The sequence below is a fragment of the Enterobacter sp. SCRI0065 genome, assembly GCF_059766475.1.
Genome location: NZ_JCBAJB010000005.1, coordinates 113028 through 139232 on the forward strand (window position 1 = coordinate 113028; position 26205 = coordinate 139232).

A 26205-nucleotide genomic window follows, 5' to 3' on the forward strand; every position below is an offset into this window, starting at 1 on the left:
TGCGGGCTGCAAAGATTAGAACTGATAAACCAAACCTACGGCAAGGATGTCATCGGTGCCGATACCATTGTCTTTATAGAACGCGTTATCTTCATCCAGTAGATTTATTTTATAATCAACGTAGGTGGACATGTTTTTATTAAAGTAATAGATTGCGCCGACTTCAGCATATTTAACCAGATCTTGATCGCTCTGGCCATTACCCAAGTCTTTACCCTTCGACTGTAAATAAGAAACCACCGGGCGAAGACCAAAATCAAACTGGTACTGCGCCGTGATTTCAACGTTCTGCGTCTTATTCGCTATCGCATCATCCTGGTCGCCGTACGGCGTCATATTTCGGGTTTCAGAGTACATGGCTGCCAGATAAACATTGTTCGCATCGTACTTCAGACCGGTAGTCCAGGCATCGGCTTTGTCACCGCCTGCGGTCGTGGTATTCGCCTGTGCGTTAGTTCGGTCTGACGACGTATAGGCGGCACCTGCGCTGATACCCATACCGAGGTCATAGGTTGTGGAGAGACCAAATCCATCACCGTTTTCATGACGAACATCGCGGCCGTTGTTGGTGCCTTCATTACCGTTGCCGGTTCCTTCGTTCTTGCCCTGATACTGCAATGCAAAGTTCAAACCGTCTACCAGTCCATAAAAATCAGCGTTACGGTAGGTGGCTACACCGTTGGCTCGACCGGTCATAAAGTTATCGGCTTTAGTGTAGGAGTCCCCACCAAACTCTGGCAGCATATCGGTCCAACCCTCGACGTCATACATGACGCCATAGTTTCGGCCATAGTCGAATGAACCATATTGATTGAACTTCAGTCCCGCGAACGCCAGACGGGTCCAGGACTGATTATCTGAGCCTTCGGTGTTGTTAGCCTGAATCTGGTATTCCCACTGACCATAGCCGGTCAACTGGTCGCTTACCTGCGTCTCACCTTTGAAGCCAATACGCATATAAGTCTGATCGCCGTCAGCACCAGAGTCGTCAGAGAAATAGTGCAAGCCTGCAACTTTGCCATATAAATCTAGTTTATTACCGTCCTTATTATAAATTTCTGCTGCCTGCGCTGCGCCAACCGTTAAAAGGGCAGGGATAATGAGTGCCAGTACTTTCTTTTGCATGTGACTATTCCTTTGCTGTTTTATTATTAAATGACTTTGCGAACTTTCCGAGGTGGAAAGTTGTCACATGCTAATTCACTCTATTAATCTTTAATAAAGTAGTTTTGTTACTGAATAAGTAAAATCTCAAGGAATTAATTCCGAAGAAATGCTGATAATTATTTTATATGTGTTCAATTGAGATATATAAAATTAAAATTATTCATGGAGGGGGGAGATGTGTACACTCTGTGCTGTTATATGCCTTTAAGATTCTTCATCCATTAATTAAATGAATGTGATTTGTTTGATGAAATTGTCATTCAAAAAACATTTTGGATATGCCCGGAGCGGATGCTCCGGGCATTTTTTTTACTCGCTGATCGATTTTTCTGCTTTTCCGGCCATTTGCGCCAGGAAGTCATAGCGTTTCTGCAAATCCGCTGCCGCGTCTTTCCATAATTGCTCTGCCACTTCAGGCTGCTGGGCATTGAGACGACGGAAGCGCTGTTCCTGCATCAACGTCTCGGCGAGTGCATCTGATGGTGGCCGTGAATCAAGCGCCAGAGGCAGTTTACCTTCATCGGCACGACGCGGGTCGAAACGGTACAGAGGCCAGAAGCCCGTTGCCGTGAGCTGGCGCATCTGATCGTGGCTTAACGCCAGATCGTATCCATGCTCCTCACAAGGGCTGTACGCGATAATGAGCGATGGCCCTGGATAGGCTTCCGCTTCCTGAATGGCTTTCACCGTCTGGTTGAGCTGCGCGCCAAGCGAAATCTGCGCAACATAGACATGTCCGTACATCATCATGCTGACGCCAAGATCTTTGCGCGCTTTGCGTTTGCCGTGCTCGCCAAATTTGGTCACTGCACCCAGCGGCGTGGCTTTGGACGCCTGACCGCCGGTGTTGGAATAACACTGCGTATCAAGAACCAGGATATTGACGTTCTCCGTCAGGCTCAGAACGTGATCCAACCCGCCAAAACCAATATCGTAGGCCCAGCCATCGCCGCCGATAAGCCAGATAGACTTATCAACCAGCGCGTCAGCATCAGTGAGCAGTTGCTCCGCACCTTCAACGCCGCTCAGGTGTTCACGCAACGCTGAAACCTGCTCGCGGCGTACCTCTGGCGTGGCTTCGGCATGAAGCGCCTCGTTGAGCTCATTTGGAAGCTTATCGGCAAATTGCCCCAGCAGGCGCATAACGCGGGCACGATGCTGATCTACCGTCAGACGGAAGCCCAACCCGAACTCGGCATTGTCTTCAAATAGCGAGTTCGCCCATGCCGGACCACGACCGTTGGCGTCGGTGGTGTAAGGGGTAGAAGGCAAGTTACCGCCGTAAATAGAGGAACACCCGGTGGCGTTAGCGATGAGCATACGATCGCCGTAAAGCTGGGTAAGAAGCTTAATATAAGGTGTCTCACCACACCCGGAGCAGGCACCTGAGTATTCGAACAGCGGGGTAATCAACTGCGACGTACGGATATCAATACGTTCCAGCCTGGTACGGTCGATTTCTGGCAGGTCGAGGAAGAAGTCGTAATTCACTTTTTCTTCTTCGACATGATCCAGACGCGACATCATATTGATAGCTTTGATTTCAGGATTCTGCCTGTCTTTCGCCGGGCAAACTTCTACGCACAGATTACAGCCGGTGCAATCTTCCGGGGCCACCTGCAGAACATATTTTTGCCCGCGCATATCGCGAGATTTGACATCCAGAGAGTGCAGGCTGGCTGGCGCATTTTCCATCTCTTCCGGCGAGACCACCTTGGCGCGAATGGCGGAGTGCGGGCATGCTGCGACGCAATGGTTACACTGCGTACACAGTTCTTCTTTCCAGATAGGGATCGCTTCGGCGATGTTGCGTTTTTCCCAGCGTGTGGTGCCCACAGGCCAGGTTCCGTCTGGTGGAAGTGCGGAGACGGGAAGGGCATCGCCAAGTCCTGCCAGCATGGCAGCGGTGACGGTTTTCACGAAATCAGGTGCCGCATCCGAGACGACGGGTGGACGGTTTGGGCTGGTGCTATTCACCGGTTGCAGTGGGATTTCCGAAATAGATTCACGTGCCAGCGCCAGTGCCTGCCAGTTGCGCTCCACCAGTTCAGCTCCCTTGCTGCTGTAACTTTTTGCAATCGCACCCTGTAATTCCAGCAGGGCACTCTCGCCTGGAAGAATGCTGGTCAAATGGAAGAAGGCCATCTGCATGACGGTGTTGATTCGAGCGGCAAGGCCACATTCGCGGGCAATTTTCGCCGCATTGATAGTGTAAAGGCGCGCGTGCTTCTGATTCAGAACGGCCTGTACCTCCTGCGGCAAGCGTGACCAGACTTCATCGGCGCTATACGGGGTGTTGATCAAGAAAATGCCGCCGGGCTTCAGGCGTTCAGCCATCTGGTATTTATCGATAAACTGTAACTGATGACAGCCCACAAAATCGGCCTGCGAAATCAGATAAGCCGAGCGAATCGGCTGCTCGCTCACACGAAGATGCGAAACGGTCAGGCCGCCCGCTTTTTTAGAGTCATAGACAAAATAACCCTGGGCATACCACGGCGTTGAGTTTCCAATAATTTTGATATTATTTTTGGTTGCCGAAACGCTCCCATCGCTCCCCAGGCCATAAAACAACGCTTCCAGCTTCGCGCCAGAAGGCAAGGTATTATCAGGGAGCGGCAGGGAAAGGTTGGTGACATCATCATAAATGCCGACGGTAAAACGTGGTTTCGGTTTGGCGGCGTTGAGCTCGTTGAACACCGCCATCACGCAGTCTGGACCAAATTCTTTCGAAGAGAGGCCGTAACGTCCGCCGATTGTGCGCGGCAAGGTGTCACGCTCACCGCTATTGAACGCTTCTGCCAGCGCGGTCATCACGTCCAGGTACAGGGGTTCCGCGTGAGCACCAGGTTCTTTGGTGCGATCGAGAACAGCGAGCGCGCGTACGCTTTCTGGCAGGACAGAGAGAAGATGCCTGGCCGAAAAAGGACGATACAGGCGGACTTTCAACACCCCGACTTTTTCGCCGTTGGTCAGCAGCTCATCAACGACTTCTTCACAGGTGCCAATGGCCGAACCCATCAGCACAATCACGCGTTCGGCTTGCGGGTGGCCATAATATTCAAATGGCTTATATTCCCGTCCGGTCGCCAGAGCAAAATCATCCATTGCCTGCTCAACGTGGTCGTATACCGCGTTATACCAGGGGTTAGTCGCTTCACGTGACTGGAAATAGGTATCAGGATTGGCAGATGTGCCACGTATAACCGGGTGTTCAGGGTTTAAGGCGCGAGCACGATGCGCATCGATTTCGGCTTGCGGCATCAGGTTCAGGATGGTGTCATCAGACAACGGTACAATTTTATTTATTTCATGCGACGTTCGAAAACCGTCGAAAAAATGAATAAAAGGCACGCGGCTTTTCAGCGTTGCGATATGCGAAATCAGCGCAAAATCTTGCGCTTCCTGCACGTTACTGGCGCAAAGCATGGCGCACCCCGTCTGGCGAATAGCCATCACGTCGGAGTGATCGCCAAAGATCGACAGCGCATGCGTGGCAACCGTACGAGCCGCGACATGCAGGACAAACGGTGTCAACTGTCCCGCCAGCTTATACAGCGTCGGGATCATTAGCAGCAATCCCTGTGAAGAGGTAAACGACGTGGAAAGTGCACCGGTCTGCAATGCGCCGTGGACCGCGCCGATGGCTCCGGCCTCTGACTGCATTTCAACGACCCGTGGCACGTCGCCCCAGATATTTTTGAGCCCATTCCCAGCCCAGGCATCGGCCTGTTCAGCCATCGTCGAACTTGGCGTAATGGGGTAGATGGCGATAACTTCACTGGTGCGAAACGCGACGGACGCGGCCGCGCCATTACCGTCAATAGTGATCATGTGACACCCTTACATTGCGCAAAAAGAGAGACCCGTATAACGTCAACGAGTCTTGATAGTTATTCCCTTATTTTAGCAAAGGTCGGGTTTTACGATTTTCGCTTTTGTGTCCTTAGCATTCCTGGTATCAATGTGTAGATCAATTTTCTGCTAAAAAATTGCCAGAAAATGTTTCAGAAGTGCATAAATGCGCAGTGGTACTCTCGACGTAGCGCCGCGCGATGCCTATGATGCATAGGTTTCGCTAATTTTATGGGGAAGGAATAATGCGTTCAGCATTTTGGGTAGGGTGTGCCGCGTTATTGTTGTCGGCATGCAGTAATGAGCCTGTACAACAAGCCACCGCCGCACACGTGGCTCCGGGGATGAAAGCCGCGATGTCCAGTTCAGGACAAGCAAGCTGCGCTATGGTTGGTGGTTCACTTTCTGTGGCTCGTCAGTTAGACGGTTCTGCCACCGGTATGTGCGCGCTACCCAATGGCAAACGTTGCAGTGAGCAGTCGCTTGCCATTGGCACCTGCGGGAATTACTGATTACTCTGCCCGCTTAAACATCAGCGTTTGCTCAGCCGTCGCTAGCGTTAACTGATCTTCAGTCAGGTCTACCTGCGCGCCCGCACGCAGCATATTGCCGATCGTGCTATCCAGCTCATTCAACTGCTGGTCAGCGCATAGCTTACGCGTCATCGCTAACGCTTTAGCCTTCAGTTCCCCTTCCGATAGTTTGCCCTGGCCGTTAAAGCGGTTACACATCACGCCTGAAATCGTCATTTTCTCGCCAAAGCTTATTTCAGGCTGGACTGCGCCCGGTTTAATTGCTGCGCCGTTCACGCTTTCAAGCACAAAACGGTGTCCCTGGAGCTGTTCCGGTTGAACGGACGCTTTCCCCGGATTGACGCAGCCCGTAAGGATTAGGCTGAACAGGCTCAAGGCCAAAAGTTTTTTCATTTTCGTCTCAAACTATTTATTGGATGAATCTACGTGAGATTTTAACGATACCGCCAGGGGTGTCATTGGAGTTTATCTGAAAATGCGAGGAAGGGGCCGGGCACGGCAACGCGCTGCCCGGCAAGGTGGAAATTAATGCGATTTAAATCCTGCGGCGGTCATTATCACGCGAAAGAACATTCCTACCGCAGCAAGCGCCAGTACACTGCCGCCCCAGATAATGACCAGCCACACCAGGCGTTTCCAGACAGGTTGTTGCATCAATGATAACCCTCCCCATGTTGGACTTTGCCGCGGAACACGTAATAACTCCAGAAAGTGTAAACAAGGATTATCGGAATTATCAGCAACGCGCCTACCAGCATAAAGCCCTGACTTTGCACAGGCGCAGCGGCTTGCCAAAGCGTAATCGACGGTGGAATGATATACGGCCAAATACTGATCCCCAGTCCACTAAAGCCAAGAAAAATCAGCCCCAATGTCAGGACGAACGCCAGATTATGGCTTTCGGGATTGTTCAGGCTTTTCCATAACCAGACGCTTAACGCTATGACCAGCAACGGGACTGGTAGCAGGAAGAACAGGTTTGGCAGGCTGAACCAACGCTCGGCAATCGTCTGGTGCGCTAATGGGGTCCAGATACTGATCGCAGCAATCACCATCAGCAGGGCCAGCAACAGTTGCTTTGAAACCTGCCTCATTCGCCTTTGAAGTGGATTTTCACTTTTCATGACGAGCCAGGTAGCGCCTAACAGGGCGTAAGCCACGGTTAGTCCAAGACCGCAGAACAGGTTAAACAGCGTCAGCCAGTCAAACGGTCCACCACTGTAGGCGCGTCCGGTCACGGAAAATCCGTTGATGACCGCGCCAACGACCACGCCCTGACTAAAGGTGGCGAGAATCGAGCCGCCGATAAAGGCTTTGTCCCAGAACGGTCGATGGCCGGGCGTTGCTTTGAAGCGAAATTCGAATGCGACGCCACGGAAGATAAGCCCGATCAGCATAAGGGTGAGCGGAATGGTCAATGCATCGATAATCACGGCATAGGCCAACGGAAATGCGCCAAAAAGCGCTGCGCCACCCAGAACGAGCCAGGTTTCATTGCCATCCCACACGGGGGCGACGCTGTTCACCATCACATCGCGATCGTCTGCATCTTGCGTGGAGGGAAATAAGATCCCAATCCCCAGGTCGAATCCATCCATCACGATATACATCAGCGTGGCAAATACGATAATCACAAACCAGATAATGGAAAGATCGATACCCATTATGGTTTCTCCTTCATTTCAAATTCGGTGCTGGCCGCGGAAAGCGGGCGAGCGGGGCGGCCATCATGTTCAGTGGCAAAAGATTCATGTTCCTGAGGCCCTTTTTTGATGAGTCTCACCATGTAGCTATAGCCGATGCCAAATACAGAGGTATAGACCACAAAGAAGGCTATCAGGCTCACGCTCATGTGCAGAGTGCCATGCGCGGAGACGGCATCGGCGGTGCGCTGTAGGCCGTAAACGACCCACGGCTGACGTCCCACTTCGGTGGTGACCCACCCGGCCAGTATCGCGATCAATCCAGAAGGCCCCATCAATAGCGCAAACCAGAGGAAGGGGCGCGAAGTATAAACGCGTTTTTTGTAGCGCAACCACAGTGCCACAGCCCCTAATAGCAACATCAGCATGCCTAACCCCGCCATTATGCGGAACGACCAAAATACGATAGTTGAGTTAGGGCGGTCTTCTTTTGGGAAGTCTTTGAGCGCCGGAACCTGTTTATCCAGGCTGTGCGTCAGAATCAGGCTGCCGAGTGCGGGGATCTCCAGGCCAAACCGGGTACGCTCTTGTTCCATATCCGGCCAGCCGAACAGTAGAAGTGGGGTCGGTTCTCCTGGGGGATTTTCCCAGTGGCCTTCGATAGCGGCAATTTTGGCGGGCTGATGTTTTAACGTATTTAGCCCATGCATATCGCCGATCATGGCCTGGAGGGGGGCCACGATCAGCGTCATCCACAGCGCCATGGAAAACATATGGCGAATGGCTGGGGTATTATTGCCGCGCAGCAGATGCCAGGCCGCCGAAGCACCGACAAACAGGGCGCTACTCAAGAATGCCGCGATGGACATATGAAGCAACCGGTACGGGAAGGACGGATTAAACACCACCGCAAACCAGTCCACCGGCACTACGACTCCGTTAACGATTTCATAGCCTTGCGGCGTCTGCATCCAGCTGTTTGACGCCAGGATCCAAAAGGTCGAAATAATGGTTCCCAGTGCCACCATGCAGGTTGAAAAGAAGTGCAGACCTGGGCCTACTTTATTCCAGCCAAAAAGCATTACGCCAAGAAAGCCTGCTTCCAGAAAGAACGCGGTGAGGACTTCATAGGTGAGCAGCGGGCCGGTAATACTGCCCGCGAATTGCGAAAAACCGCTCCAGTTAGTACCAAATTGATACGCCATGACCAGACCGGACACCACGCCCATACCAAAGTTAACGGCGAAAATCTTCGACCAGAAATGGTACAGCGAACGCCATACTGGATTTTTGGTCTTAAGCCATAAGCCTTCTAATACCGCCAGATAGCTGGCGAGGCCGATAGTGATCGCCGGGAAAATAATGTGAAAGGATACGGTAAATGCGAACTGGATCCTCGCAAGATGAAAAGCATCTAAACCAAACATGCACAGCCTCAATGTCAATCGGTGTGCTGTTATGGTATAGGGGGCGGATGTTCGCTATCAGAGGCAGTAAAGTGAAATTTATGTATAACAGTTTGAATTAACCCCTGGCTTTATGCATCTGATATAGAAGGTTTACGATGCTGGCAGTTAGGCTTATGCTTAAAAGTTCACATTATAAAAAAGTTATTTTTATCACTTTTATTCATTAAAACCCTTGCGTCCTTGCATCAGTCATGCGTTAATGATTCATCGGTTTGATACCAAAAAAATATCTGACGTAGTTTCCTAAAGTATTTCTCATCACGTTGTGCCTCTCCGCAGCCTCTTGGGTCTTTTCTCTACACTCTGATTAGTTTTGCCTCAGACCACTATTGCCTTTAAGGCCCATTAGCGCATTACGTTTATTTCGTTTTCAGGAGAATTATATGATTTCTACAATCCATTTTCGTTGCCCATGCTGTCATGGCTCGCAGTACCGCACATCCATTTTTGATGTGTCAGAAAAAAACCCGCACGGTGCAAAGTGCATTTTTTGCAAATCGTCAATGACGACGCTTGACCATTTGATCGTGCCTAACCAGGCGGCGATGCAGGCCGTTCATCAACAAGCATAACAGTTAGTCAAATCTGCTATTTTTCTCCTGCTGATATACAATATCGGTAAGTAAGGAGAAAATAATGAAAAAGTATCAGCGTCTGGCAGAGCAGATTATTTCGCAAATCGAGCTTGGTGTGTGGTTGCCGGGTGATAAGTTACCGTCGCTACGTGAGCAAGTGGTCAGTAGCGGTATGAGCTTTATGACCGTGGGTCACGCCTACCAAACGCTGGAAAGTCAGGGGCGAATTATTGCTCGCCCGCAGTCGGGTTATTACGTCGCGCCGCGACCTGTAAAGCAGCAGCCGTCACCGCCTGCTCAGGTGATGCGCGACGAAATGGTCGACATCAACACCTATATCTTCGATGTCCTCCAGGCCAGCCGCGATCCTTCCGTTGTTCCGTTTGCATCAGCCTTTCCCGATCCCCGACTTTTCCCACTGCAACAACTTAACCGTTCCCTGGCAAACGTCAGCAAAACAGCCACGGCGATGAGCGTGATTGAAAGCTTGCCGCCGGGAAATGTCGACCTACGCCACGCTATCGCACGCCGCTATGCGCAACAGGGAATGAACATCTCGCCAGAAGAGATAGTCATTACCGCTGGCGCGCTTGAAGCACTCAACCTCAGTTTGCAGGCCGTCACCGAACCCGGCGACTGGGTCATTGTTGAAAATCCCTGTTTTTACGGCGCACTGCAGGCGCTGGAAAGGCTCAAGCTTAAGGCTCTTTCGATTGCGACTGACGTGCGTGAGGGAATAGACCTGAGTGCGCTTGAGCAAGCGCTGAACGAATATCCGGTCAAAGCCTGCTGGCTGATGACCAACAGTCAGAATCCGCTCGGTTTTACGCTCAGTGCCGAGAAAAAAGCCCACCTCGTAGACTTGCTAACAAAGCACAACGTCACCCTGATTGAAGACGATGTTTACAGCGAACTCTATTTTGGTCGTGATAAACCCTTGCCCGCTAAGGCCTGGGATCGACAGGATATGACGCTGCACTGCTCCTCATTTTCTAAATGTCTGGTCGCCGGATTTCGCATAGGCTGGGTAGCAGCGGGCAAACATGCGCGACGTATTCAGCAACTTCAGCTGATGAGTACGCTGTCAACCAGCTCGCCGATGCAGCTGGCGCTGGTGGATTATCTGGCGACCAAACGTTACGACGCTCATCTTCGTCGCCTGCGTCGTACGCTTGCCGAGCGCAAACAGCAGGCCTGGCAATCGCTGATGCGGCATTTGCCAGCGGAGGTCAAAATACACCACAACGATAGCGGCTATTTTTTGTGGCTGGAATTACCCGCACCGCTGGACGCCGGAACATTGAGCGAACAGGCGCTGGCGCACCATATCAGCATCGCGCCGGGAAAAATGTTCTCAACTTCCGATGCCTGGATCCCTTTCTTTCGTTTTAATACCTCCTGGGCCTGGGGGGAGCGTGAAGAACAGGCGGTCGTCCAGTTGGCTAAATTAATCAGCGCGATGCTGAAATAAGCCTGCGGGTATATTTCCCACAGGTTTTCCTCCTCTTCATAAAATATTCTGTGACAGGTGCCAGGGCTATTTTTCAGCGTCTGTCATAGGAAATCTGCATACCGCCTCTCAACGCTAACTCCTTGTCTATAATCCAGTTAACAGGGAATGCGTCCTCTGTCACAACATGATGATATTTCTCTCTGGCTCAAGGTGCGGCGCAATCGCGCGGTCTACGGTTATGAAGGGAGATATTTTTACGGCACGGCTGCCGCCAAATTTCATTGCGACAGGAGTAAATTGAATGAGCAAAAAATTTGCACGCAGCAGCCTGTGCGCGCTCGGCATGACGATCATGACAGCGCAAGCCGCAGAGCCGCCGAAAGCGATCGGCAAAGGTGAAGGGCGGTTGGATATTATTGCCTGGCCGGGGTATATCGAACGCGGCCAGACTGACAAAAATTACGACTGGGTGACTCAGTTTGAAAAAGAGACAGGTTGCGCGGTCAATGTTAAAACCGCCGCCACGTCCGATGAAATGGTCAGCCTGATGGCGAAAGGCGGATACGACCTGGTGACCGCCTCCGGTGACGCGTCTTTACGCCTGATTATGGGAAAACGCGTTCAGCCAATTAACCCCGATCTCATCCCTAACTGGGAAACAATCGATCCGCGCATTGTCAAAGGCGAATGGTTTAACGTCGGCGGAAAAGTTTACGGCACGCCGTACCAGTGGGGGCCGAATTTGCTGATGTACAATACCAAAACGTTCCCTACGCCACCGGACAGCTGGGCGGTGGTATTCAACGCGCAAAATCTCCCGGACGGTAAACCTAACAAAGGCCGCGTGCAGGCTTACGATGGCCCCATTTATATCGCCGATGCCGCGCTGTTTGTGAAAGCAACTCAGCCACAACTGGGTATTACTGACCCGTACCAGCTCAATGAAGAACAATATTCTGCCGTATTAAAAGTGCTGCGCGACCAGCATGCGCTTATTCACCGTTACTGGCACGATACGACCGTGCAAATGAGCGATTTCAAAAACGAAGGTGTCGTGGCATCCAGCGCCTGGCCTTATCAGGCCAATGCCCTTAAGGCCGATAATCAACCTGTTGCGACCGTATTCCCCAAAGAGGGCGTGACCGGTTGGGCGGATACCACCATGCTTCACGCCGAAGCCAAACATCCAATGTGCGCCTATAAATGGATGAACTGGTCTCTGACGCCGAAAGTCCAGGGCGATCTGGCCGCGTGGTTTGGATCCTTGCCGGTGGTCGCAGAAGGCTGTAAAGCCAGCACGCTGCTTGGCGATAAAGGCTGTGAAACCAACGGCTACAACGCCTTCGATAAAATCATGTTCTGGAAAACGCCGATTGCAGAAGGCGGCAAATTTGTGCCTTACAGCCGCTGGACGCAGGATTACATCGCCATTATGGGCGGTCGTTAAACGCCGGGAGTTGAACATGACGTACGCGGTTGAATTCAACGACGTTTCCCGCCTGTACGGTGATGTACGGGCAGTGGATGGTGTCACCATCGGCATTCATGACGGGGAGTTTTTCTCTATGCTGGGGCCTTCGGGCTCCGGCAAAACCACCTGTCTACGTCTGATTGCAGGGTTTGAACAACTCAGCGGCGGTGCGATAAAAATCTTTGGGCAACAAGCCAGCCAGTTCCCGCCATGGGAACGCGATGTGAATACCGTGTTCCAGGATTACGCACTGTTCCCGCATATGTCGATAATCGAAAATGTCGCCTATGGTCTGATGGTCAAAGGCGTCGATAAAAAGCAGCGTCAGGCTAAGGCTCAGGAGGCCCTGGAAAAAGTCGGTTTAGGTTTTGCAGATAAACGTAAGCCTTCCCAGCTCTCCGGTGGACAGCGCCAGCGGGTGGCGATCGCCAGGGCGTTGGTCAACGAACCGCGCGTCTTGTTACTCGATGAACCGCTTGGCGCACTGGATCTCAAACTGCGCGAGCAAATGCAGTTCGAGTTGAAAAAGCTCCAGCAGGAACTTGGGATTACCTTTATTTTTGTCACCCACGATCAGGGCGAAGCGTTGTCGATGTCTGACCGCGTCGCCGTGTTCAATAACGGTCGCATCGAGCAGGTTGATACCCCGCGCGAACTGTATATGCGCCCGCGCACCCCATTTGTGGCAAGCTTTGTCGGGACCTCGAACGTTTTTGATGCAGCAGTGGCTCAGCAGGTCTGCGCGATGGACGGTATGTATTCGCTGCGACCGGAACATATTCGCCTGAATGAGAGCGGAGAAGTTCAGGTGCAGGGCGTGGTGCAAGCGGTACAGTATCAGGGCGCGGCAACACGATTTGAACTGCGTCTGGCCAATGGCGCTAAGCTCCTGGTCAGCCAGGCTAATCTGAGCGGTATTCATGTACCCGCCGCCGTTGAACCCGGTCAGCAGGTGCTGGCTTCGTGGTCGCGCGAGGCGATGGTACCGCTGCACGAGGAGAGGTGAGATGGATATGAGCGTCTCTCACTCTTCATCAAGGCGCGGTGTGTTTAGTCGCATGACGACGGTCCTGTGGCGTAAGCCGTCACTGGGACTTTTTTTGCTGCTGCTTGGCCCGCTGATGTGGTTTGGCATTGTGTATCTGGGGTCGCTGCTCACCCTGCTATGGCAGGGATTTTATACCTTTGACGATTTCACCATGTCGGTGACGCCGGACCTGACCTTCGCCAATCTTCTCTCGCTATTCAATCCCGCAAATTACGACATTATTCTGCGCACGTTGGTGATGGCCGTGGCTGTCACCCTCGCCAGTGCGATCCTGGCGTTCCCCATGGCGTGGTATATGGCGCGCTACACGCGCGGTAAATGGAAGGCTTTTTTCTATATTGCCGTCATGTTGCCGATGTGGGCGAGCTATATCGTTAAGGCTTATGCCTGGACGTTACTGCTGGCAAAGGACGGCGTTGCTCAGTGGTTCCTGGGCTATATGGGACTTGAACCGTTGCTGATGTCGGTGCTCACGCTGCCAGCCATAGGCGGGAGTACGCTTTCGACGTCCGGCTTAGGGCGCTTTCTGGTCTTCGTCTATATTTGGCTGCCGTTTATGATCCTGCCAGTGCAGGCTGCGCTGGAGCGCCTGCCGGCGTCTTTGCTACAGGCCTCAGCCGATCTTGGCGCACGACCTCGTCAGACTTTTCGCTATGTCGTCCTGCCGCTGGCGATTCCGGGTATCGCCGCGGGCTCTATTTTTACTTTCTCGCTGACGCTGGGCGATTTTATCGTTCCGCAGCTGGTCGGCCCGCCGGGTTTTTACATTGGCAACATGGTTTACGCCCAGCAGGGGGCGATTGGTAACATGCCGATGGCGGCCGCGTTCACGCTGGTGCCGATTGTGCTTATTTCCCTTTATCTGGCGTTTGTGAAACGTCTGGGAGCGTTCGATGCACTCTGAACGCGCACCCTGGTTTTTAAAACTGGCGGCCTGGGGAGGTGTGATTTTCCTTCACTTCCCACTGCTCATCATCGCCATTTATGCCTTTAATACCGAAGATGCGGCGTTTAGCTTTCCGCCAAAAGGGCTGACCCTGAAGTGGTTCAGCGTGGCGGCTTCGCGTGGGGATATCATTGAGTCCGTGACATTGTCACTTCAAATCGCTTCTTTATCCACGGCCATCGCTCTGGTGCTGGGCACGCTGGCTGCGGCGGCGCTCTGGCGTAGCGAATTTTTTGGCAAAAATGCCATCTCGCTGCTTTTGCTGTTACCGATTGCATTGCCAGGCATTATCACCGGACTGGCGTTGTTGACCGCCTTTAAAACCGTCAATCTTGAACCGGGATTCTTCACGATTGTCACGGGCCACGCGACATTCTGCGTGGTGGTGGTGTTTAACAACGTGATTGCCCGATTCAGGCGGACCTCATGGAGTCTGGTTGAGGCGTCAATGGATCTGGGCGCTGATGGTTGGCAAACCTTCCGCTACGTGGTGTTGCCAAACTTAAGCTCTGCGCTGCTGGCGGGAGGCATGCTGGCCTTTGCGCTGTCATTTGATGAAATCATTGTGACAACGTTTACGGCTGGTCACGAACGCACGTTACCGCTCTGGTTGCTTAACCAACTGGGGCGGCCGCGAGATGTACCGGTCACCAACGTGGTGGCATTGTCGGTGATGCTGGTGACAATGATTCCTATTCTGGGAGCCTGGTGGCTCACTCGCGACGGCGAAGACGGTGCCGCCAGCGGGAAATAACGTCGACTTCAACAGGATATAGCTATGCAAACACAACTGCTGATTAATGGTGAACTGGTGGCGGGCGAAGGCGAAATGCAGCCGGTTTATAATCCGGCTACCGGCGAAGTGCTGCTGGAGATCGCTGAGGCGTCTGCCGGGCAGGTCGATGCCGCCGTTTGTGCCGCCGACCGGGCGTTTGCTGAATGGGGGCGCAGCACGCCTAAAACCCGTTCGGAGTGTTTACTGAAACTCGCCGATGTCATCGAAGAACATGCTGAAACCTTTGCCCGTCTGGAGTCGCAGAACTGCGGTAAACCGCTGCACTGTGTTATCAGCGATGAGATCCCGGCCATAGCCGACGTGTTCCGGTTCTTTGCAGGCGCTGCCCGTTGCCTGAACGGTCTGGCGGCGGGGGAGTATCTTGAAGGGCACACCTCCATGATCCGCCGCGATCCGGTCGGGGTGGTGGCATCAATTGCCCCCTGGAATTATCCGTTGATGATGGCGGCGTGGAAGCTCGCTCCCGCGCTGGCAGCGGGGAACTGCGTGGTGATTAAACCCTCGGAAATCACGCCGTTGACCGCCTTAAAACTCGGCGAGCTGGCGAAGGACATCTTCCCAGCGGGTGTAGTCAACGTGCTGTTTGGACGCGGTAAAACGGTCGGAGACCCGCTGACGGGGCACGAGAAAGTGCGCATGGTGTCGCTGACAGGCTCGATCGTCACGGGCGAGCACATCATCAGCCATACGGCATCATCCATTAAACGCACGCATATGGAGCTTGGCGGTAAGGCTCCTGTCATCGTGTTTGACGATGCGGATCTCGACGCGGTCGTTGAGGGTGTTCGCACCTTCGGTTTTTACAACGCCGGGCAGGATTGCACCGCCGCGTGTCGGATCTATGCGCAGAAGGGCATCTATCCCGCGCTGGTAGAAAAACTCGGTGCAGCCGTCGCCAGCCTGAAAATGGGCGCGCCGGATGAGGAGTCAACCGAACTGGGGCCACTCAGCTCCGCGGCTCATCTGGCAAGGGTGTGTCAGGCCGTAGACCAGGCAAAAGCCCTTGGGCATGTGAAAGTGGTGACCGGCGGCAGTCGTGTTGACGGCGGGGGGTACTATTTCCAGCCAACCTTGCTTGCCGGAGCAAAACAGGAAGATGCCATTGTCCAGCGTGAGGTCTTTGGCCCGGTAGTAAGCATGACCGAATTTGACGATGAGGATCAGGTTTTGGCCTGGGCCAATGATTCGCAATACGGCCTGGCGTCGTCGGTGTGGACAAAAGATGTCGGTCGCGCCCATCGGCTGAGCGCTCGCCTGCAATATGGCTGCACCTGGGTAAACACGCACTTTATGTTGGTCAGCGAAATGCCGCACGGTGGAATGAAGTTATCTGGCTACGGAAAGGATATGTCGGTATACGGGCTGGAAGATTACACCGTGGTTCGCCATGTGATGATCAAACATTAACATCTTGCCCGGTGGCGCATAGCTACCGGGCTTGCCTTTATAACAACCTACCAACCGCACACATCGTGTTCGTTTTCGGTGTCATACCCCCGGACGGTATTGACCAGGTCTTTCACCACGTCTGCGGCGATATCAGGAATCAACAGCTCCATTGGGGCCTCCGTTTCGTAATCCACCGATACGCCATTGCTATTATTGGTGACGCTGACGGTATACGTTGCCTTGCCCATTTTTTACCCCTTATGTGTATTGACGACTTTTCCAAGGCCCGCGCCTTCAAGGTTAGCCTGCGGATCGGCAAAGAAATCAATGTTGAAATACGTATCATATGTGGCGTTCAAAACTTAGAGCGATTTCAATACGTCGCGCTCGACAAAGAAGTCGACGTTGAATACGGTATCGTCCGACATTACCTCAATGTGATGCCATTTCTCGGGTGGGAACACGCCGAAATGACCAGCCTTAATGATAAGTTCACTATCAGGAACCGGGGTGAACTCGTCAGCGTAACCGAGGTAACGAATAGCACCCTGACTGACCGATAAACGGGGATAAACGCCCGGTCGCGTGCCTTTATCAAGATGACGTAGAAATATCCCTGGTGGCGCAGTCTCTTTGTTCCAGAACGGTGTGGAACGGGTATGAATACAACTCTGCGGAATGCGTAACATAGATTCTCCGTTTAAATCCTTGCGTTATTACACCACTTTCCCGGTAGGGGCAGTGTGCAAAATGTGTATTTATAATGCAACTTTTAGGGGGTAGATATAAAGGGAGAATAAGAGGTAGTGAATCGGCAGCGCGACGTACTCCTGACCTAAAAGAGGCATGAAAACGACTCTGTTGTTATTAGCCGTGATTTTTTAGCGGTTAATGGGCGATATTAAAACTTGATCTGCATCAACATATGGCGCATATTGCGCGCGATTATTTTTAGATCGGGTGCACAAAATGACGTTATATCAAGACATGTTAATTTTTTACGCAGTCATGGCGACGATATGCGCGCTTATCACCTGGTTTTTATCTAAAGATCGTAAACGCATCCGCTTTCTTAGCGCCTTCCTTGTGGGGTCCACCTGGCCGATGAGTTTCCCTGTCGCGCTGCTGATCTCGTTGTTCTGAAGCCGCTGCCCGCACTGCTGCGGGCTAACGGTGGCTATCGCAATATCCCCAGCAGTGCCTGGCGAGCCCCATGTTGTACATCGTGCGGATGCTGATAATCACCATTTTCGATCGCACGTGTGTAGAGCGCTACCAGCCAGTCGTAAACGTATGCCGTTGCGGCATGCAGGGGCTGCTCACCCAGGCGGCTGAGTCTTGGCGATTCACTCCTGACCACTGGGGTGACGAAAATGGCCTGGCCTTTGCGCACTCGGCTTGCCGGGCGTGATACCACGGGCGTTTGTGCATATCCCAGCCAGCCAATGAAGTTGCCGATAGCGGCATGCAATTGCGCGGCGCTGCTCTTATCGGTTTCAACAATCACCTGCAATTGCTGGGGCAGATTCAGACGATAGCTGCTGAGCACCAGTGTATCCGCTATTTGCTGCAAAACGGTTGTGTCCAGCCCGAGCCTGGCGGCTGCGGCCTCGTTGCGACTCCATTGACGCAGGTGGTTGATCCAAATCCGATGTGCCAGTCGTGCCTTATCTTTAGTCTGAAACACGTCGCCGTGCAGAGCGTCAGTGTCGGCAAACAAGTCGATGACATCAGTGAATAAGCCGTTAACCTGTTCTTCACGCGGTTGCTGAATGGTGAGCAAGGTTTCAAAGGCCTTGAGCGGCGGTTGTAGCCCTTCCAGCAATTCACCGTGGCGCGCCGCCGTGCCTTGCAGCAACCGCACCATGGCTTCGGCCTGCGTTCGCTGCGCGCCTGGTTCGACGGCAATCGGCGTCAGGTAGCTTTGCATCAAAGCCCGCAAATCACGTTGTTGGGCCAGTTTTAAGGCTTGCAGACGCGTCTGACGTTGAGCCGAAAGCGTCGCCTGTGAAAGCCATTCCACCATTCGCTGCATACTATGGGTATCCAGAGCCTGTAACGTACCCCAGCGTTGACCAGGTTTACCCAGAAGATGCTGCACGGCCTCGTCCAGATTTTGCTTGGTTTTAAAGCGCGCATCCTGTGGCGTGATAGCCCAGACAAGCCCCGGCAAGGCGGAGTCTTCACCCGTTTGCGTCTCTTTCACCCAGTTGAGCAACGCTTTCGCGGCTTTGGCGGTCTGTTCGTGATGCGCCGTAGCGTTACAAATAACCAGAACATCCGGCTGCAACCTCTGGCGATAATTTTCCAGCAGCCACAAACATTTAGCCTGCTCTAGCGGCGATGCATCGGTGGCAGAAGGGGCAGGAATATCAATGATATCGACATTATCCAGCACGCCATTCTCTGCGGGCAAGATGACCTCGCGGGTCAGCAGCGCCAGTACGTCAACCGGGATGCTAATGGCGTTGAGCGTTTGCCCGTCGTTAAGGGGATGCAGTACCGCTTCCTGAGCGTCGAGGGCGGTGACGTCTCCTCGCGTAAGAAAACCTTCACCAGGTAGACCAAAGTTATCCACCAGCAGGCTTAACGGTGCAGCAAGTTCGCCAGCATGGCTGGTCTGATGGAGCACGTGCGCCAGTTTTAACCACTGTTGAGTAAGCTCTTGCTGCTCGCCCCATAGTAATGACCAGACGCTGGCTCGGGTGCTTAAGTCCAGCGAGGGGATAATTTGCGCAAACTGATACCAAAGCGCATCGTCCATCTGCTGTTCTGCACCGGGCACCGTATTGCCCCAGAAGCGGGCAATTGCGCCAACTTCCTGGGCGGTGATCCCCGGAACGCCCTGCGGTTGACGCAACGCGCGCCACTTTTCAACGCGCGCTTCGATAACCGATTTTTCTACCGGGCGAATCAGCGCCTCAACCGACGCTCGCGCAATAAACAACTGCACCAGTTCCGCTTCGGTGATCAGGCTCAGGCGCAAAGGAAACGCATCATCTGCAATATCAATACGCGCGGTGGTAAAGCGTACCGCCATATTGGTCAGGGCGTGGCCCGGGTTGATATGGGCAAAATAATCGTAGGTGCGTTGACCGGGGGAAACGTCTAACCGGCCGTTACCGCTGCCGCAAAGGGAAAGTAGCAAATGCGCTTTCGCAGCCTGCGAGTGACCGTACAGCCCGATGCTGCTGCGCCCCTTCATGGCGGCATCAAGGGCGCGTTCACGGGCTTGGGCTGCGGTCAGACGAGCCAGCAGCGCGTCAGCGTCGTTATCGAGCATGGGGGCCTGTAAGCGGGTTTCGTTGATCCACTCCATCAGGGCTTGAGTGGTGGCAGTCATCGCTGTCATTTCAGATATACGCTCCCGCTGTCGATCCAATAATGGCTACCGCTATGACGGCGATCGGCCAGGGTATTCAGTTTAAAGGTTAGGGCATCTGGCGGAACGGGCGTGCCGTCCTGAAGCCAGGCATCGCTTAGCTCAAACGATTCCGGGCCTTCATGCTTGGTCCCGCCACGTAACTGCAAACGCACGTTTAACACGCCGTCGCCCGCGATAGCTTTAGCCAGGTCGGGAGAATTAATGCTCAGCGTATACAATGGCGTTGCGGGCCAGCGGGCGTTTGCCAGTTGACGGAAACCAAGCGTCACGTTGCCGCGCAGCGGGAAGTGCAGCCGGGCATCAAGCTTCGTACCCGGCTTATCGAGATCGATATCCTGATACCAGACGTTCTCTTCGCGCAGGGTATTGACCGTGTTATCCAACACGCCGAGGTAACGAACGGTGGAATAGGCACCAATATCCGCCGCTTTAAAATTGAAGCGCGGTAAACGCAGGTCGAGCGCCAGACTGCACAACATCGCTCCGACGGCGGCGGTGGATTTTGGATTGCCGATACGACCTTGCTGGCTGAACGGATACCATTCATGTACGCGGTATTTATCGAGCCAGACGATGCGGTTAACCGGTACAGGTTGCAGGTGGCGAATCAATGCCTGTACGCCAGGCAGACAGCCGGGGCGACCAGTGATCAGTAAAATATCGCAGGAGTAGTGCGAAATCGCTTCACAGACCGCATGCAGCGGGGCCGCAAGCGTAAATTGACCGCCAAGCATGGCGTCCTGCATTTCGCGAAAATCGACGTGCAGCGGCACGGCGAACAAATCGAACGGTGCCGATCCGGCAGGCAGCGCGTGATCAATGGCCTGTTGCAGATAATGGGTGACATTGCGTGTCGGCTGCTGGGTGAGCAGATCGCCAAAGGTGGCGTGCAAACCCGCAAGCGGATCGTCGATATCACTCCTTTCCCATGCCGCCAGGATCGCATGGCCAATAGGCATAAACAGCTGGAGCGCCGTCTGCTGGCGCAATACAGCCTGAGTATCAATGCGCCCTGAATCACCGAACAGTGACGCCATCAGCAAGGAGGCATCAGCAATACCCGATTTTTGCAGCTGGGTTTGCAGAGCGGGCAGGACGTAACGCTGGATAACGTCCAGCAATGTATCGTCGCCCGCGACTTTAAAGCCCTCACGGAACAGCAACTGTGGCGTAATTTTGACGTTATTACCCGAGCCGTCATCCAACTGATAGTGGGTGATCGCCATATCGGTAGTGCCACCGCCAATATCAATGGAGGCAACGCGTAACGAACGGCCCGGTTGACTACCGGGCTCTTCTTCACGATCGGGGCGGGCCAGCGATGCAAAGAACGCTTCCGTCTGCCCACCAAAATGGGAAATCGCTTCGTTATATAGCCACACCAGCTGACCACAGCTGGCTTCATCCCACTCCATCTGGATCTCAGGAACCGGGATAACGCTTTTATCCTGCTGCTTACGGCTGGCGAAGTCTTCATCCTGCGGATGCCAGCCCATCGCTTTCCAGACAATGGCGATGGCTTCAAACATACGGCGACGGAAGATTTCGCGCTCTTGTTTCGGCATCGCCGAAGGCAGAGTCAGGATCAGCGTGCGTAGCTGACGTGGTGATGCCGGGAACCCCAGACGAAGACGCGTAGCGACGCTGTTGATCTGGCCCAGCGCCTGAGCGAGGAGTTCGCACAACATATGCGTCATCAGCGTGCTGCGGCTATATTGTGGCGAAAAGACCGGCAGGCGTTCGTCCTGAGGCAGGGTAAACAGCGGCTGTCCGTCATCGTTCATTAAATTCATCAGCGGGAAAGCGGTCGCCAGCGGTTCACGCTGGGTTTTGGCATTCATCTGACTGAAGCGCCAGTCCTGAATCACCGGGGTTTCATCCCACAGATAACGACGTGGGCTGGAGATCCCGCTGTTACCTTCGGTGCCCAGACGCTGCATCGCCAGTTTCCGCGCTTCATCGCCCACGCGCACGATCGAAGGCCAGACGAATGCATCTTCACGTCCGCTCTCGACTGAGAAATGCTGTTTGCCAAAACGTGCTTCGGAAAACTCAAGACGGCTGGTGAACAGCGGCTCATTCAGGAACTGAGGTTCGCTTAATGAGCGCACCTGTAGTTCTGCCGTTTGCCGCAGGCCGTCATTGGCATCGCCATGATCTTCAATAATCACGCCGCAGGTATGGGTGTTTCCCACGTCCAGAATCAAATCGACTGGGATCGCCGGGGTGCTCAGCGTGTGGGTGACAAATTTGACTTCCGGGACGGTGATTTGCTCGCCCAGCATCGTCAGGATGTTTAGCCAGTGAGCCTGATATTCAAAACCCCGCATGGCTTGCTGTTGGTCGCGATCGGAACGATTCTCGGTGCTGGAGATATAGCCCGTGAAGGCCTCGCGCAGCCAGCCATCGATCCAGGTTTGATCGAGGAAGTTCAGGACTTCGTCATCACGCCAGGCCAGCCCAAAACGGGTGCCGTTCAGAATATCGTTTTCTACCGGTGACAGGCCCGACGTAGCGTGAGCGGCGATCTGGCTGTCGAGCGCAACCGTGACGCGGTGCGTATTTCCTGAACTGTCAGGCGTGTCCAGTTTACGCACCTGCACCCGAGCCCAGTTGTCCGGGCCGTCAACAAATGTCCGTGGCGGGTTAAAGCGCAAAAAGGGAATCGGAAGCCAAACGCCGTCAAGTACCGTCAATGACTGGTGCAGCGGGAAGGTGCTTTCGGGTTTGACCACTTCAGGCTGGCCGCCGCCAAAGGTGGGCAGAGTGTATCGACCATTCACTAAATCATAGTTCAGGCGCAGCAACGGGCCGTTAGCGGTTTTTCGCACAAAGCGACCGATAGCCGCCGAATCCTGTGGCGTCAGGCCAAAATCGAGGAACTGGACGCCGCTGTTTGCAATCAGGGTGACGCTTTGTTTGTAGTCGCAAAGATTAACCAGCATAGGATCAGGCACCTGCTTTCTTGAACGTCAACGGAACGACGGTTTTGGCATCATAACGCGCGGTACATTCCGCCACGTCGTTGGTTCCTGCTTTGCAGGCGATCTCCGGCATTGGATAGCGCGACCCATCGGTGCAGCGGGCGTTTCCACGCGTTTTAATCATCAATTCGCCCGTGCTATGTAAGCCCGAGAAAATTTCAGTACGACAAACAATGTTGTCGCCGTGAACGACGCGGGCGATGCCTTTATTGTTTTGAATTTGATAGCGCAGCGACGGTGGTTTTCCGGTAATCGGATCTTTCACATCAAGCAGGGCGCGCCAGGTTCCATTCAGGAAGCGCGTCGACCCGGTTTTTACCTGAACGGCGTCCATGACCATCGCATCTTTCGGGATTGCCGAAATCACGACGGTTTCCGTGACGGGCGCAGGCGCGGGTTCTGCGGCTTTAACCGGTGATACCTCGGCCTGATGAAGCGGGAGAGTCATTGCCAACTCGGTGACGGGTTGCACGGGTTTAGGGGCGATAACCACCAGAGCAGGAGCCGATACCGGAGCGGGTTGCGCTGATGGAGCCGGCTTTGGCCACATCAGCGGCGCAGCGACGGCGGCGACAATCACGGCAGCAACCGGCAGAGACCACAGCGGAACGCGACGTTTTTTCTTAACCACTTCTGACGCGGAGACTTGCGGTTCGGCGACGTCAGCGACGACAATCGACACCGGTTTATTAGCAGGTTGGGCTTCGTACAGAGCGTCCTCGGTCACACGCACCACCGGAGGTAGCGCGACAAGCGGCGCGTCGGCCTGTTCGAAAGTAATCTCGGGGACGGTTTCAGGTTCTGGCTCTGGCTCGTCAACCGGCGCAGGCATCGGTTCCGGTAGCAGCGACTCGCGCAGACACTCCAGAACATCCTCGCGCGCATTTTCATTGAGATTCACAAAACCCCAAAAAGCGATCACCGGTTTGCCATCAACCAGATAGATAAAGTTTTCGCCAGGGAACTGGAATGCTTTAGAAAGCAGGGAGCCGAAAAGCTGTTGTGCGGTTTTGGGTGACTGGAGACATTTTTTACTCAGCGAGGCAACGCTGGCAAGCGTGTTTTCCAGGTAGCGCAGGGCGCGAAAGCGGGTATCTTCATCAGCCGCAGTCCAGCTGGAAACCGTACCATCAACAGGCGAATACCAGTCGACCCGGTCGCCGCCGTCGTTAACCTGGGGGATGGCCAGACAATCGACGATAGCCTGCTGCTTGCGCAATCGAAGCGCTTCACGGATTTGTAATGCTGATTCAAAAACGGCCTGCCCGCCGCCGCCAACGGCCTGAAAATCATCCAGATTACCGCTGCGTAAAAGTGTTTTTGCCACGATTTGGTCCTGTAGACTTCTTCACGCTTCTACTTTAACCAAATTCAAATGCAACCAAACGGGTGAAGAGACGCTAAAAGCGGTGATTTCTTATCGTATTGATCCCAACGGTTATGCTTGACGAACGTCTGCACTTAAGGCAAATCATTCGGCGAATACTGGCGGTTAAACCAGCGAAATAATCTACTTTAGAATAACCTGATAGTGTTTCGTTATTTGCCACTCTAACCAGGCTGTGCTGTTATTACGCTTCAGTATAATAAAACCGAAAAGGCTTATAACCATGTCTACAGGGAAAACGCTGCTCGCGTTAGCGCTGAGCACACTCTTACCGGCAAGCGCTGCTTGGGCGGCAAATACCGATACGATTATTTACTGCTCCGAAGCCTCGCCGGAGTCATTTAACCCGCAAATTGCCAGCTCCGGCCCCTCGTTCGTGGCCAGTTCTCAGGTGCTATATAATCGATTAATCAATTTTGATCCGGTGAAAAATACTCCCGTTCCGTCTCTGGCGGAATCCTGGATAATTTCGCCGGATGGCAAAACCTATACCTTTACGCTGCGCCAGGGCGTGAAATTTAATAGCAACAAATTCTTTAAGCCGACCCGCGATTTCAATGCGGATGACGTTATTTTCTCGGTAATGCGCCAGAAAGACCCTAAACATCCGTATCACAACGTTTCGAAGGGTAACTACGAATACTTTAACGATGTTGGCCTGGATAAGCTGATCAAGGACGTGAAAAAAGTCGACGATTACCACGTCCAGTTTGTGTTGAATGAACCGAATGCCGCGTTCCTGGCCGACTGGGGAATGGACTTTGCCTCTATTCTTTCGGCGGAATATGGCGACGTGATGCTGAAGAAAGGGACTCCTGAGAATGTCGATACCTGGCCAATCGGCACCGGTCCATACGTTTTGCAGCAGTATAAGGTTGATTCACTGATCCGCTACATTGCTAACCCGAACTACTGGGATGGTGCCGTACCGACCAAACATCTTATCTTCTCCATCACCCCGAATGTCGAAACCCGTCTGGCGAAACTGCAAACTAACGAGTGCCAGATTATCCCTGCGCCATCCCCGGTTCAGTTTGACGTGATTAAGAAAAACAACGATTTGGCACTGCACTCGGTTGATGCGCTTAACGTCGGGTATCTGGCGTTTAATACGGAGAAAAAACCGTTCGATAACGTGCTGGTACGTCAGGCGCTCAACTACGCCACCGACAAAACGGCAATCGTGAATGCCGTGTTTATGGGGTCCGGTACCGTAGCGAAATCACCTATCCCGCCAAACATGATGGGGTACAAAAAAGATCTGAAAGACTACGGCTACGATCCGGAAAAAGCGAAAGCGCTGCTGAAGCAGGCCGGGCTGGAGCAGGGGGCAGAAGTGACGCTGTGGTCAATGCCGGTCCAGCGTCCCTACAACCCGAACTCTCGCCGTATTGCAGAAATGATCCAGAGCGACTGGGCAAAAGTGGGCGTGAAGGCGAAAATCGTCTCCTACGAGTGGGGGGAATACCTCTCGGGAATGCGCAAAGGCGAGCACGACACGGCGCTGTTTGGCTGGATGTCGGACAATGGTGACCCGGATAACTTTGCCGACGTGCTGTTGGGCTGTAACAGTATCAAGACCGGATCCAATGCCGCGCGCTGGTGCGACAAAGGGTATAATGACCTGGTGCAAAAAGCGAAGCTGACCAGTGACCCGGCGGCGCGCTCCCAGTTGTACGGTCAGGCGCAGGAGATTTTCTACCAGCAGGCACCGTGGATCGCACTGGCAAACGGAAAAACGTTCTACGCGACGCGCAGCAACGTGACCGGCTACAGCGTTAGTCTGATGGGAAGTGATTTCTCAAAAGCGAAGCTAAATTAATGAAACATCCCCTCTTCTGCGGGAGAGGGGAATCAATAAGGAGACGAAATGGCACATCTGGATGACGTTATTGCGCGCGTTGACGCCGCAGTAGAAGAAAGTGTAATCACCCACATGAATGAACTGCTGGTCGAGCTGAGCCAAGATACGGCGTTAAGCCGTGAAGATCGCTATACCCCGCAGCAGCGTCTGCGTAACACGATTGCGCATCACGGCAAGCAGCATAAGGAAGAGGCGGAAGCACGCCACGAAAACCTGATCAAAGGCGGCACGATCGTTTAA

22 protein-coding genes are annotated in these 26205 nt (G+C 53.4%); 11 read left to right on the forward strand and 11 right to left on the reverse strand.

The genetic code is table 11. From position 1 onward, the window contains the following. Positions 1–15: 15 nt before the first annotated feature. Both ompC and nifJ read right to left on the reverse strand, forming a co-directional pair. A complete protein-coding gene (ompC, locus tag AC6EMZ_RS15220; protein ID WP_498403412.1) occupies positions 16–1125 on the reverse strand; it encodes a porin OmpC in 1110 nt (369 codons plus the stop codon). Positions 1126–1476: 351 nt separating this feature from the next. After that, positions 1477–5001 carry a pyruvate:ferredoxin (flavodoxin) oxidoreductase gene (gene nifJ / locus AC6EMZ_RS15225; RefSeq protein ID WP_498403413.1) on the reverse strand — a complete coding sequence of 1175 codons (3525 nt, stop codon included), beginning with the start codon at positions 4999–5001 and terminating at the stop codon, positions 1477–1479. 266 nt (positions 5002–5267) lie between these two features. On the opposite strand from nifJ, the gene AC6EMZ_RS15230 reads away from it, so the two are divergent. Beyond that, positions 5268–5534, forward strand: coding sequence for a putative hemolysin (locus AC6EMZ_RS15230; RefSeq protein ID WP_498403414.1), 267 nt, complete (start codon positions 5268–5270; stop codon positions 5532–5534). Here AC6EMZ_RS15230 and hslJ read toward each other — a convergent pair whose 3' ends face one another. From hslJ to AC6EMZ_RS15250, 4 genes are all read right to left on the reverse strand, one after another. Then, on the reverse strand, positions 5535–5948 hold the full coding sequence (gene hslJ, locus AC6EMZ_RS15235; RefSeq protein WP_498403415.1) for a heat shock protein HslJ: 414 nt from the start codon (positions 5946–5948) through the stop codon (positions 5535–5537). A gap of 132 nt (positions 5949–6080) precedes the next feature. After that, positions 6081–6209 carry a DUF2474 domain-containing protein gene (locus AC6EMZ_RS15240; protein ID WP_498403416.1) on the reverse strand — a complete coding sequence of 43 codons (129 nt, stop codon included), beginning with the start codon at positions 6207–6209 and terminating at the stop codon, positions 6081–6083. Further along, complete coding sequence (gene cydB, locus AC6EMZ_RS15245) at positions 6209–7219, reverse strand: cytochrome d ubiquinol oxidase subunit II (RefSeq protein ID WP_498403417.1); 1011 nt, start codon at positions 7217–7219, stop codon at positions 6209–6211. Before cydB ends, AC6EMZ_RS15240 begins: the two co-directional genes overlap by 1 nt. Beyond that, a complete protein-coding gene (locus AC6EMZ_RS15250; protein ID WP_498403418.1) occupies positions 7219–8625 on the reverse strand; it encodes a cytochrome ubiquinol oxidase subunit I in 1407 nt (468 codons plus the stop codon). Before AC6EMZ_RS15250 ends, cydB begins: the two co-directional genes overlap by 1 nt. A 425-nt stretch (positions 8626–9050) precedes the next feature. Here AC6EMZ_RS15250 and ymcF point away from each other — a divergent pair, with 425 nt between their 5' ends. From ymcF to patD, 7 genes are all read left to right on the forward strand, one after another. Further along, a complete protein-coding gene (gene ymcF / locus AC6EMZ_RS15255) occupies positions 9051–9239 on the forward strand; it encodes a cold shock small protein YmcF (RefSeq protein ID WP_498403419.1) in 189 nt (62 codons plus the stop codon). A gap of 64 nt (positions 9240–9303) precedes the next feature. After that, positions 9304–10713 (forward strand): aminotransferase-like domain-containing protein, encoded by a 1410-nt coding sequence (locus AC6EMZ_RS15260; protein WP_498403420.1) that lies wholly within the window; start codon positions 9304–9306, stop codon positions 10711–10713. 283 nt (positions 10714–10996) lie between these two features. Then, positions 10997–12142, forward strand: a complete 1146-nt coding sequence (gene ydcS / locus AC6EMZ_RS15265) for a putative ABC transporter substrate-binding protein YdcS (protein ID WP_498403421.1) — start codon at positions 10997–10999, stop codon at positions 12140–12142. 16 nt (positions 12143–12158) lie between these two features. Next, positions 12159–13172, forward strand: coding sequence for an ABC transporter ATP-binding protein (locus AC6EMZ_RS15270; protein WP_498403423.1), 1014 nt, complete (start codon positions 12159–12161; stop codon positions 13170–13172). 1 nt (position 13173) lies between these two features. Continuing rightward, positions 13174–14118, forward strand: a complete 945-nt coding sequence (locus AC6EMZ_RS15275) for an ABC transporter permease (protein ID WP_498403425.1) — start codon at positions 13174–13176, stop codon at positions 14116–14118. Then, positions 14108–14914: an ABC transporter permease gene (locus AC6EMZ_RS15280; protein ID WP_498403426.1), complete on the forward strand. Its 807-nt coding sequence runs from the start codon at positions 14108–14110 to the stop codon at positions 14912–14914. Before AC6EMZ_RS15275 ends, AC6EMZ_RS15280 begins: the two co-directional genes overlap by 11 nt. Positions 14915–14938: 24 nt before the next feature. Then, complete coding sequence (gene patD / locus AC6EMZ_RS15285) at positions 14939–16363, forward strand: aminobutyraldehyde dehydrogenase (protein WP_498403427.1); 1425 nt, start codon at positions 14939–14941, stop codon at positions 16361–16363. Between the two features lie 47 nt (positions 16364–16410). On the opposite strand, the gene AC6EMZ_RS15290 is transcribed toward patD, so the two are convergent. Then, complete coding sequence (locus AC6EMZ_RS15290) at positions 16411–16593, reverse strand: DUF1869 domain-containing protein (RefSeq protein ID WP_498403428.1); 183 nt, start codon at positions 16591–16593, stop codon at positions 16411–16413. 114 nt (positions 16594–16707) lie between these two features. Then, positions 16708–17034 (reverse strand): TehB family protein, encoded by a 327-nt coding sequence (locus AC6EMZ_RS15295; RefSeq protein ID WP_498403429.1) that lies wholly within the window; start codon positions 17032–17034, stop codon positions 16708–16710. A gap of 280 nt (positions 17035–17314) precedes the next feature. Between AC6EMZ_RS15295 and AC6EMZ_RS15300 the strand changes: the two genes are divergently transcribed. Beyond that, on the forward strand, positions 17315–17488 hold the full coding sequence (locus AC6EMZ_RS15300; RefSeq protein WP_498403430.1) for a GhoT/OrtT family toxin: 174 nt from the start codon (positions 17315–17317) through the stop codon (positions 17486–17488). A gap of 34 nt (positions 17489–17522) precedes the next feature. Here AC6EMZ_RS15300 and AC6EMZ_RS15305 read toward each other — a convergent pair whose 3' ends face one another. Genes AC6EMZ_RS15305 through AC6EMZ_RS15315 form a run of 3 tightly spaced genes read right to left on the reverse strand, consistent with a single transcriptional unit; the run spans position 17523 to position 24041 of the window. Then, on the reverse strand, positions 17523–19697 hold the full coding sequence (locus AC6EMZ_RS15305; protein WP_498403431.1) for a virulence factor SrfC family protein: 2175 nt from the start codon (positions 19695–19697) through the stop codon (positions 17523–17525). Further along, positions 19694–22675 carry a virulence factor SrfB gene (locus AC6EMZ_RS15310; protein ID WP_498403432.1) on the reverse strand — a complete coding sequence of 994 codons (2982 nt, stop codon included), beginning with the start codon at positions 22673–22675 and terminating at the stop codon, positions 19694–19696. The genes AC6EMZ_RS15305 and AC6EMZ_RS15310 overlap by 4 nt, the downstream gene beginning before the upstream one ends. 4 nt (positions 22676–22679) lie before the next feature. Further along, complete coding sequence (locus AC6EMZ_RS15315; RefSeq protein WP_498403433.1) at positions 22680–24041, reverse strand: SrfA family protein; 1362 nt, start codon at positions 24039–24041, stop codon at positions 22680–22682. A gap of 283 nt (positions 24042–24324) precedes the next feature. Here AC6EMZ_RS15315 and AC6EMZ_RS15320 point away from each other — a divergent pair, with 283 nt between their 5' ends. Beyond that, entirely contained in the window at positions 24325–25923 is a 1599-nt protein-coding gene (locus tag AC6EMZ_RS15320; protein ID WP_498403434.1) for an ABC transporter substrate-binding protein, read from the forward strand. A 48-nt stretch (positions 25924–25971) separates the two neighbouring features. Then, the gene (locus AC6EMZ_RS15325; protein ID WP_498403435.1) at positions 25972–26205 is read left to right on the forward strand and encodes a DUF2526 family protein; all 234 of its coding nucleotides are present in this window, start codon (positions 25972–25974) and stop codon (positions 26203–26205) included.

Bases quoted from the DNA above. Each gene is read 5' to 3' on its own strand.
- ompC (WP_498403412.1), bottom strand. From the start codon at position 1,125: ATGCAAAAGAAAGTACTGGCACTCATTATCCCTGCCCTTTTAACGGTT.
- nifJ (WP_498403413.1), bottom strand. From the start codon at position 5,001: ATGATCACTATTGACGGTAATGGCGCGGCCGCGTCCGTCGCGTTTCGC.
- AC6EMZ_RS15230 (WP_498403414.1), top strand. From the start codon at position 5,268: ATGCGTTCAGCATTTTGGGTAGGGTGTGCCGCGTTATTGTTGTCGGCA.
- hslJ (WP_498403415.1), bottom strand. From the start codon at position 5,948: ATGAAAAAACTTTTGGCCTTGAGCCTGTTCAGCCTAATCCTTACGGGC.
- AC6EMZ_RS15240 (WP_498403416.1), bottom strand. From the start codon at position 6,209: ATGCAACAACCTGTCTGGAAACGCCTGGTGTGGCTGGTCATTATCTGG.
- cydB (WP_498403417.1), bottom strand. From the start codon at position 7,219: ATGGGTATCGATCTTTCCATTATCTGGTTTGTGATTATCGTATTTGCC.
- AC6EMZ_RS15250 (WP_498403418.1), bottom strand. From the start codon at position 8,625: ATGTTTGGTTTAGATGCTTTTCATCTTGCGAGGATCCAGTTCGCATTT.
- ymcF (WP_498403419.1), top strand. From the start codon at position 9,051: ATGATTTCTACAATCCATTTTCGTTGCCCATGCTGTCATGGCTCGCAG.
- AC6EMZ_RS15260 (WP_498403420.1), top strand. From the start codon at position 9,304: ATGAAAAAGTATCAGCGTCTGGCAGAGCAGATTATTTCGCAAATCGAG.
- ydcS (WP_498403421.1), top strand. From the start codon at position 10,997: ATGAGCAAAAAATTTGCACGCAGCAGCCTGTGCGCGCTCGGCATGACG.
- AC6EMZ_RS15270 (WP_498403423.1), top strand. From the start codon at position 12,159: ATGACGTACGCGGTTGAATTCAACGACGTTTCCCGCCTGTACGGTGAT.
- AC6EMZ_RS15275 (WP_498403425.1), top strand. From the start codon at position 13,174: ATGGATATGAGCGTCTCTCACTCTTCATCAAGGCGCGGTGTGTTTAGT.
- AC6EMZ_RS15280 (WP_498403426.1), top strand. From the start codon at position 14,108: ATGCACTCTGAACGCGCACCCTGGTTTTTAAAACTGGCGGCCTGGGGA.
- patD (WP_498403427.1), top strand. From the start codon at position 14,939: ATGCAAACACAACTGCTGATTAATGGTGAACTGGTGGCGGGCGAAGGC.
- AC6EMZ_RS15290 (WP_498403428.1), bottom strand. From the start codon at position 16,593: ATGGGCAAGGCAACGTATACCGTCAGCGTCACCAATAATAGCAATGGC.
- AC6EMZ_RS15295 (WP_498403429.1), bottom strand. From the start codon at position 17,034: ATGTTACGCATTCCGCAGAGTTGTATTCATACCCGTTCCACACCGTTC.
- AC6EMZ_RS15300 (WP_498403430.1), top strand. From the start codon at position 17,315: ATGACGTTATATCAAGACATGTTAATTTTTTACGCAGTCATGGCGACG.
- AC6EMZ_RS15305 (WP_498403431.1), bottom strand. From the start codon at position 19,697: ATGACAGCGATGACTGCCACCACTCAAGCCCTGATGGAGTGGATCAAC.
- AC6EMZ_RS15310 (WP_498403432.1), bottom strand. From the start codon at position 22,675: ATGCTGGTTAATCTTTGCGACTACAAACAAAGCGTCACCCTGATTGCA.
- AC6EMZ_RS15320 (WP_498403434.1), top strand. From the start codon at position 24,325: ATGTCTACAGGGAAAACGCTGCTCGCGTTAGCGCTGAGCACACTCTTA.
- AC6EMZ_RS15325 (WP_498403435.1), top strand. From the start codon at position 25,972: ATGGCACATCTGGATGACGTTATTGCGCGCGTTGACGCCGCAGTAGAA.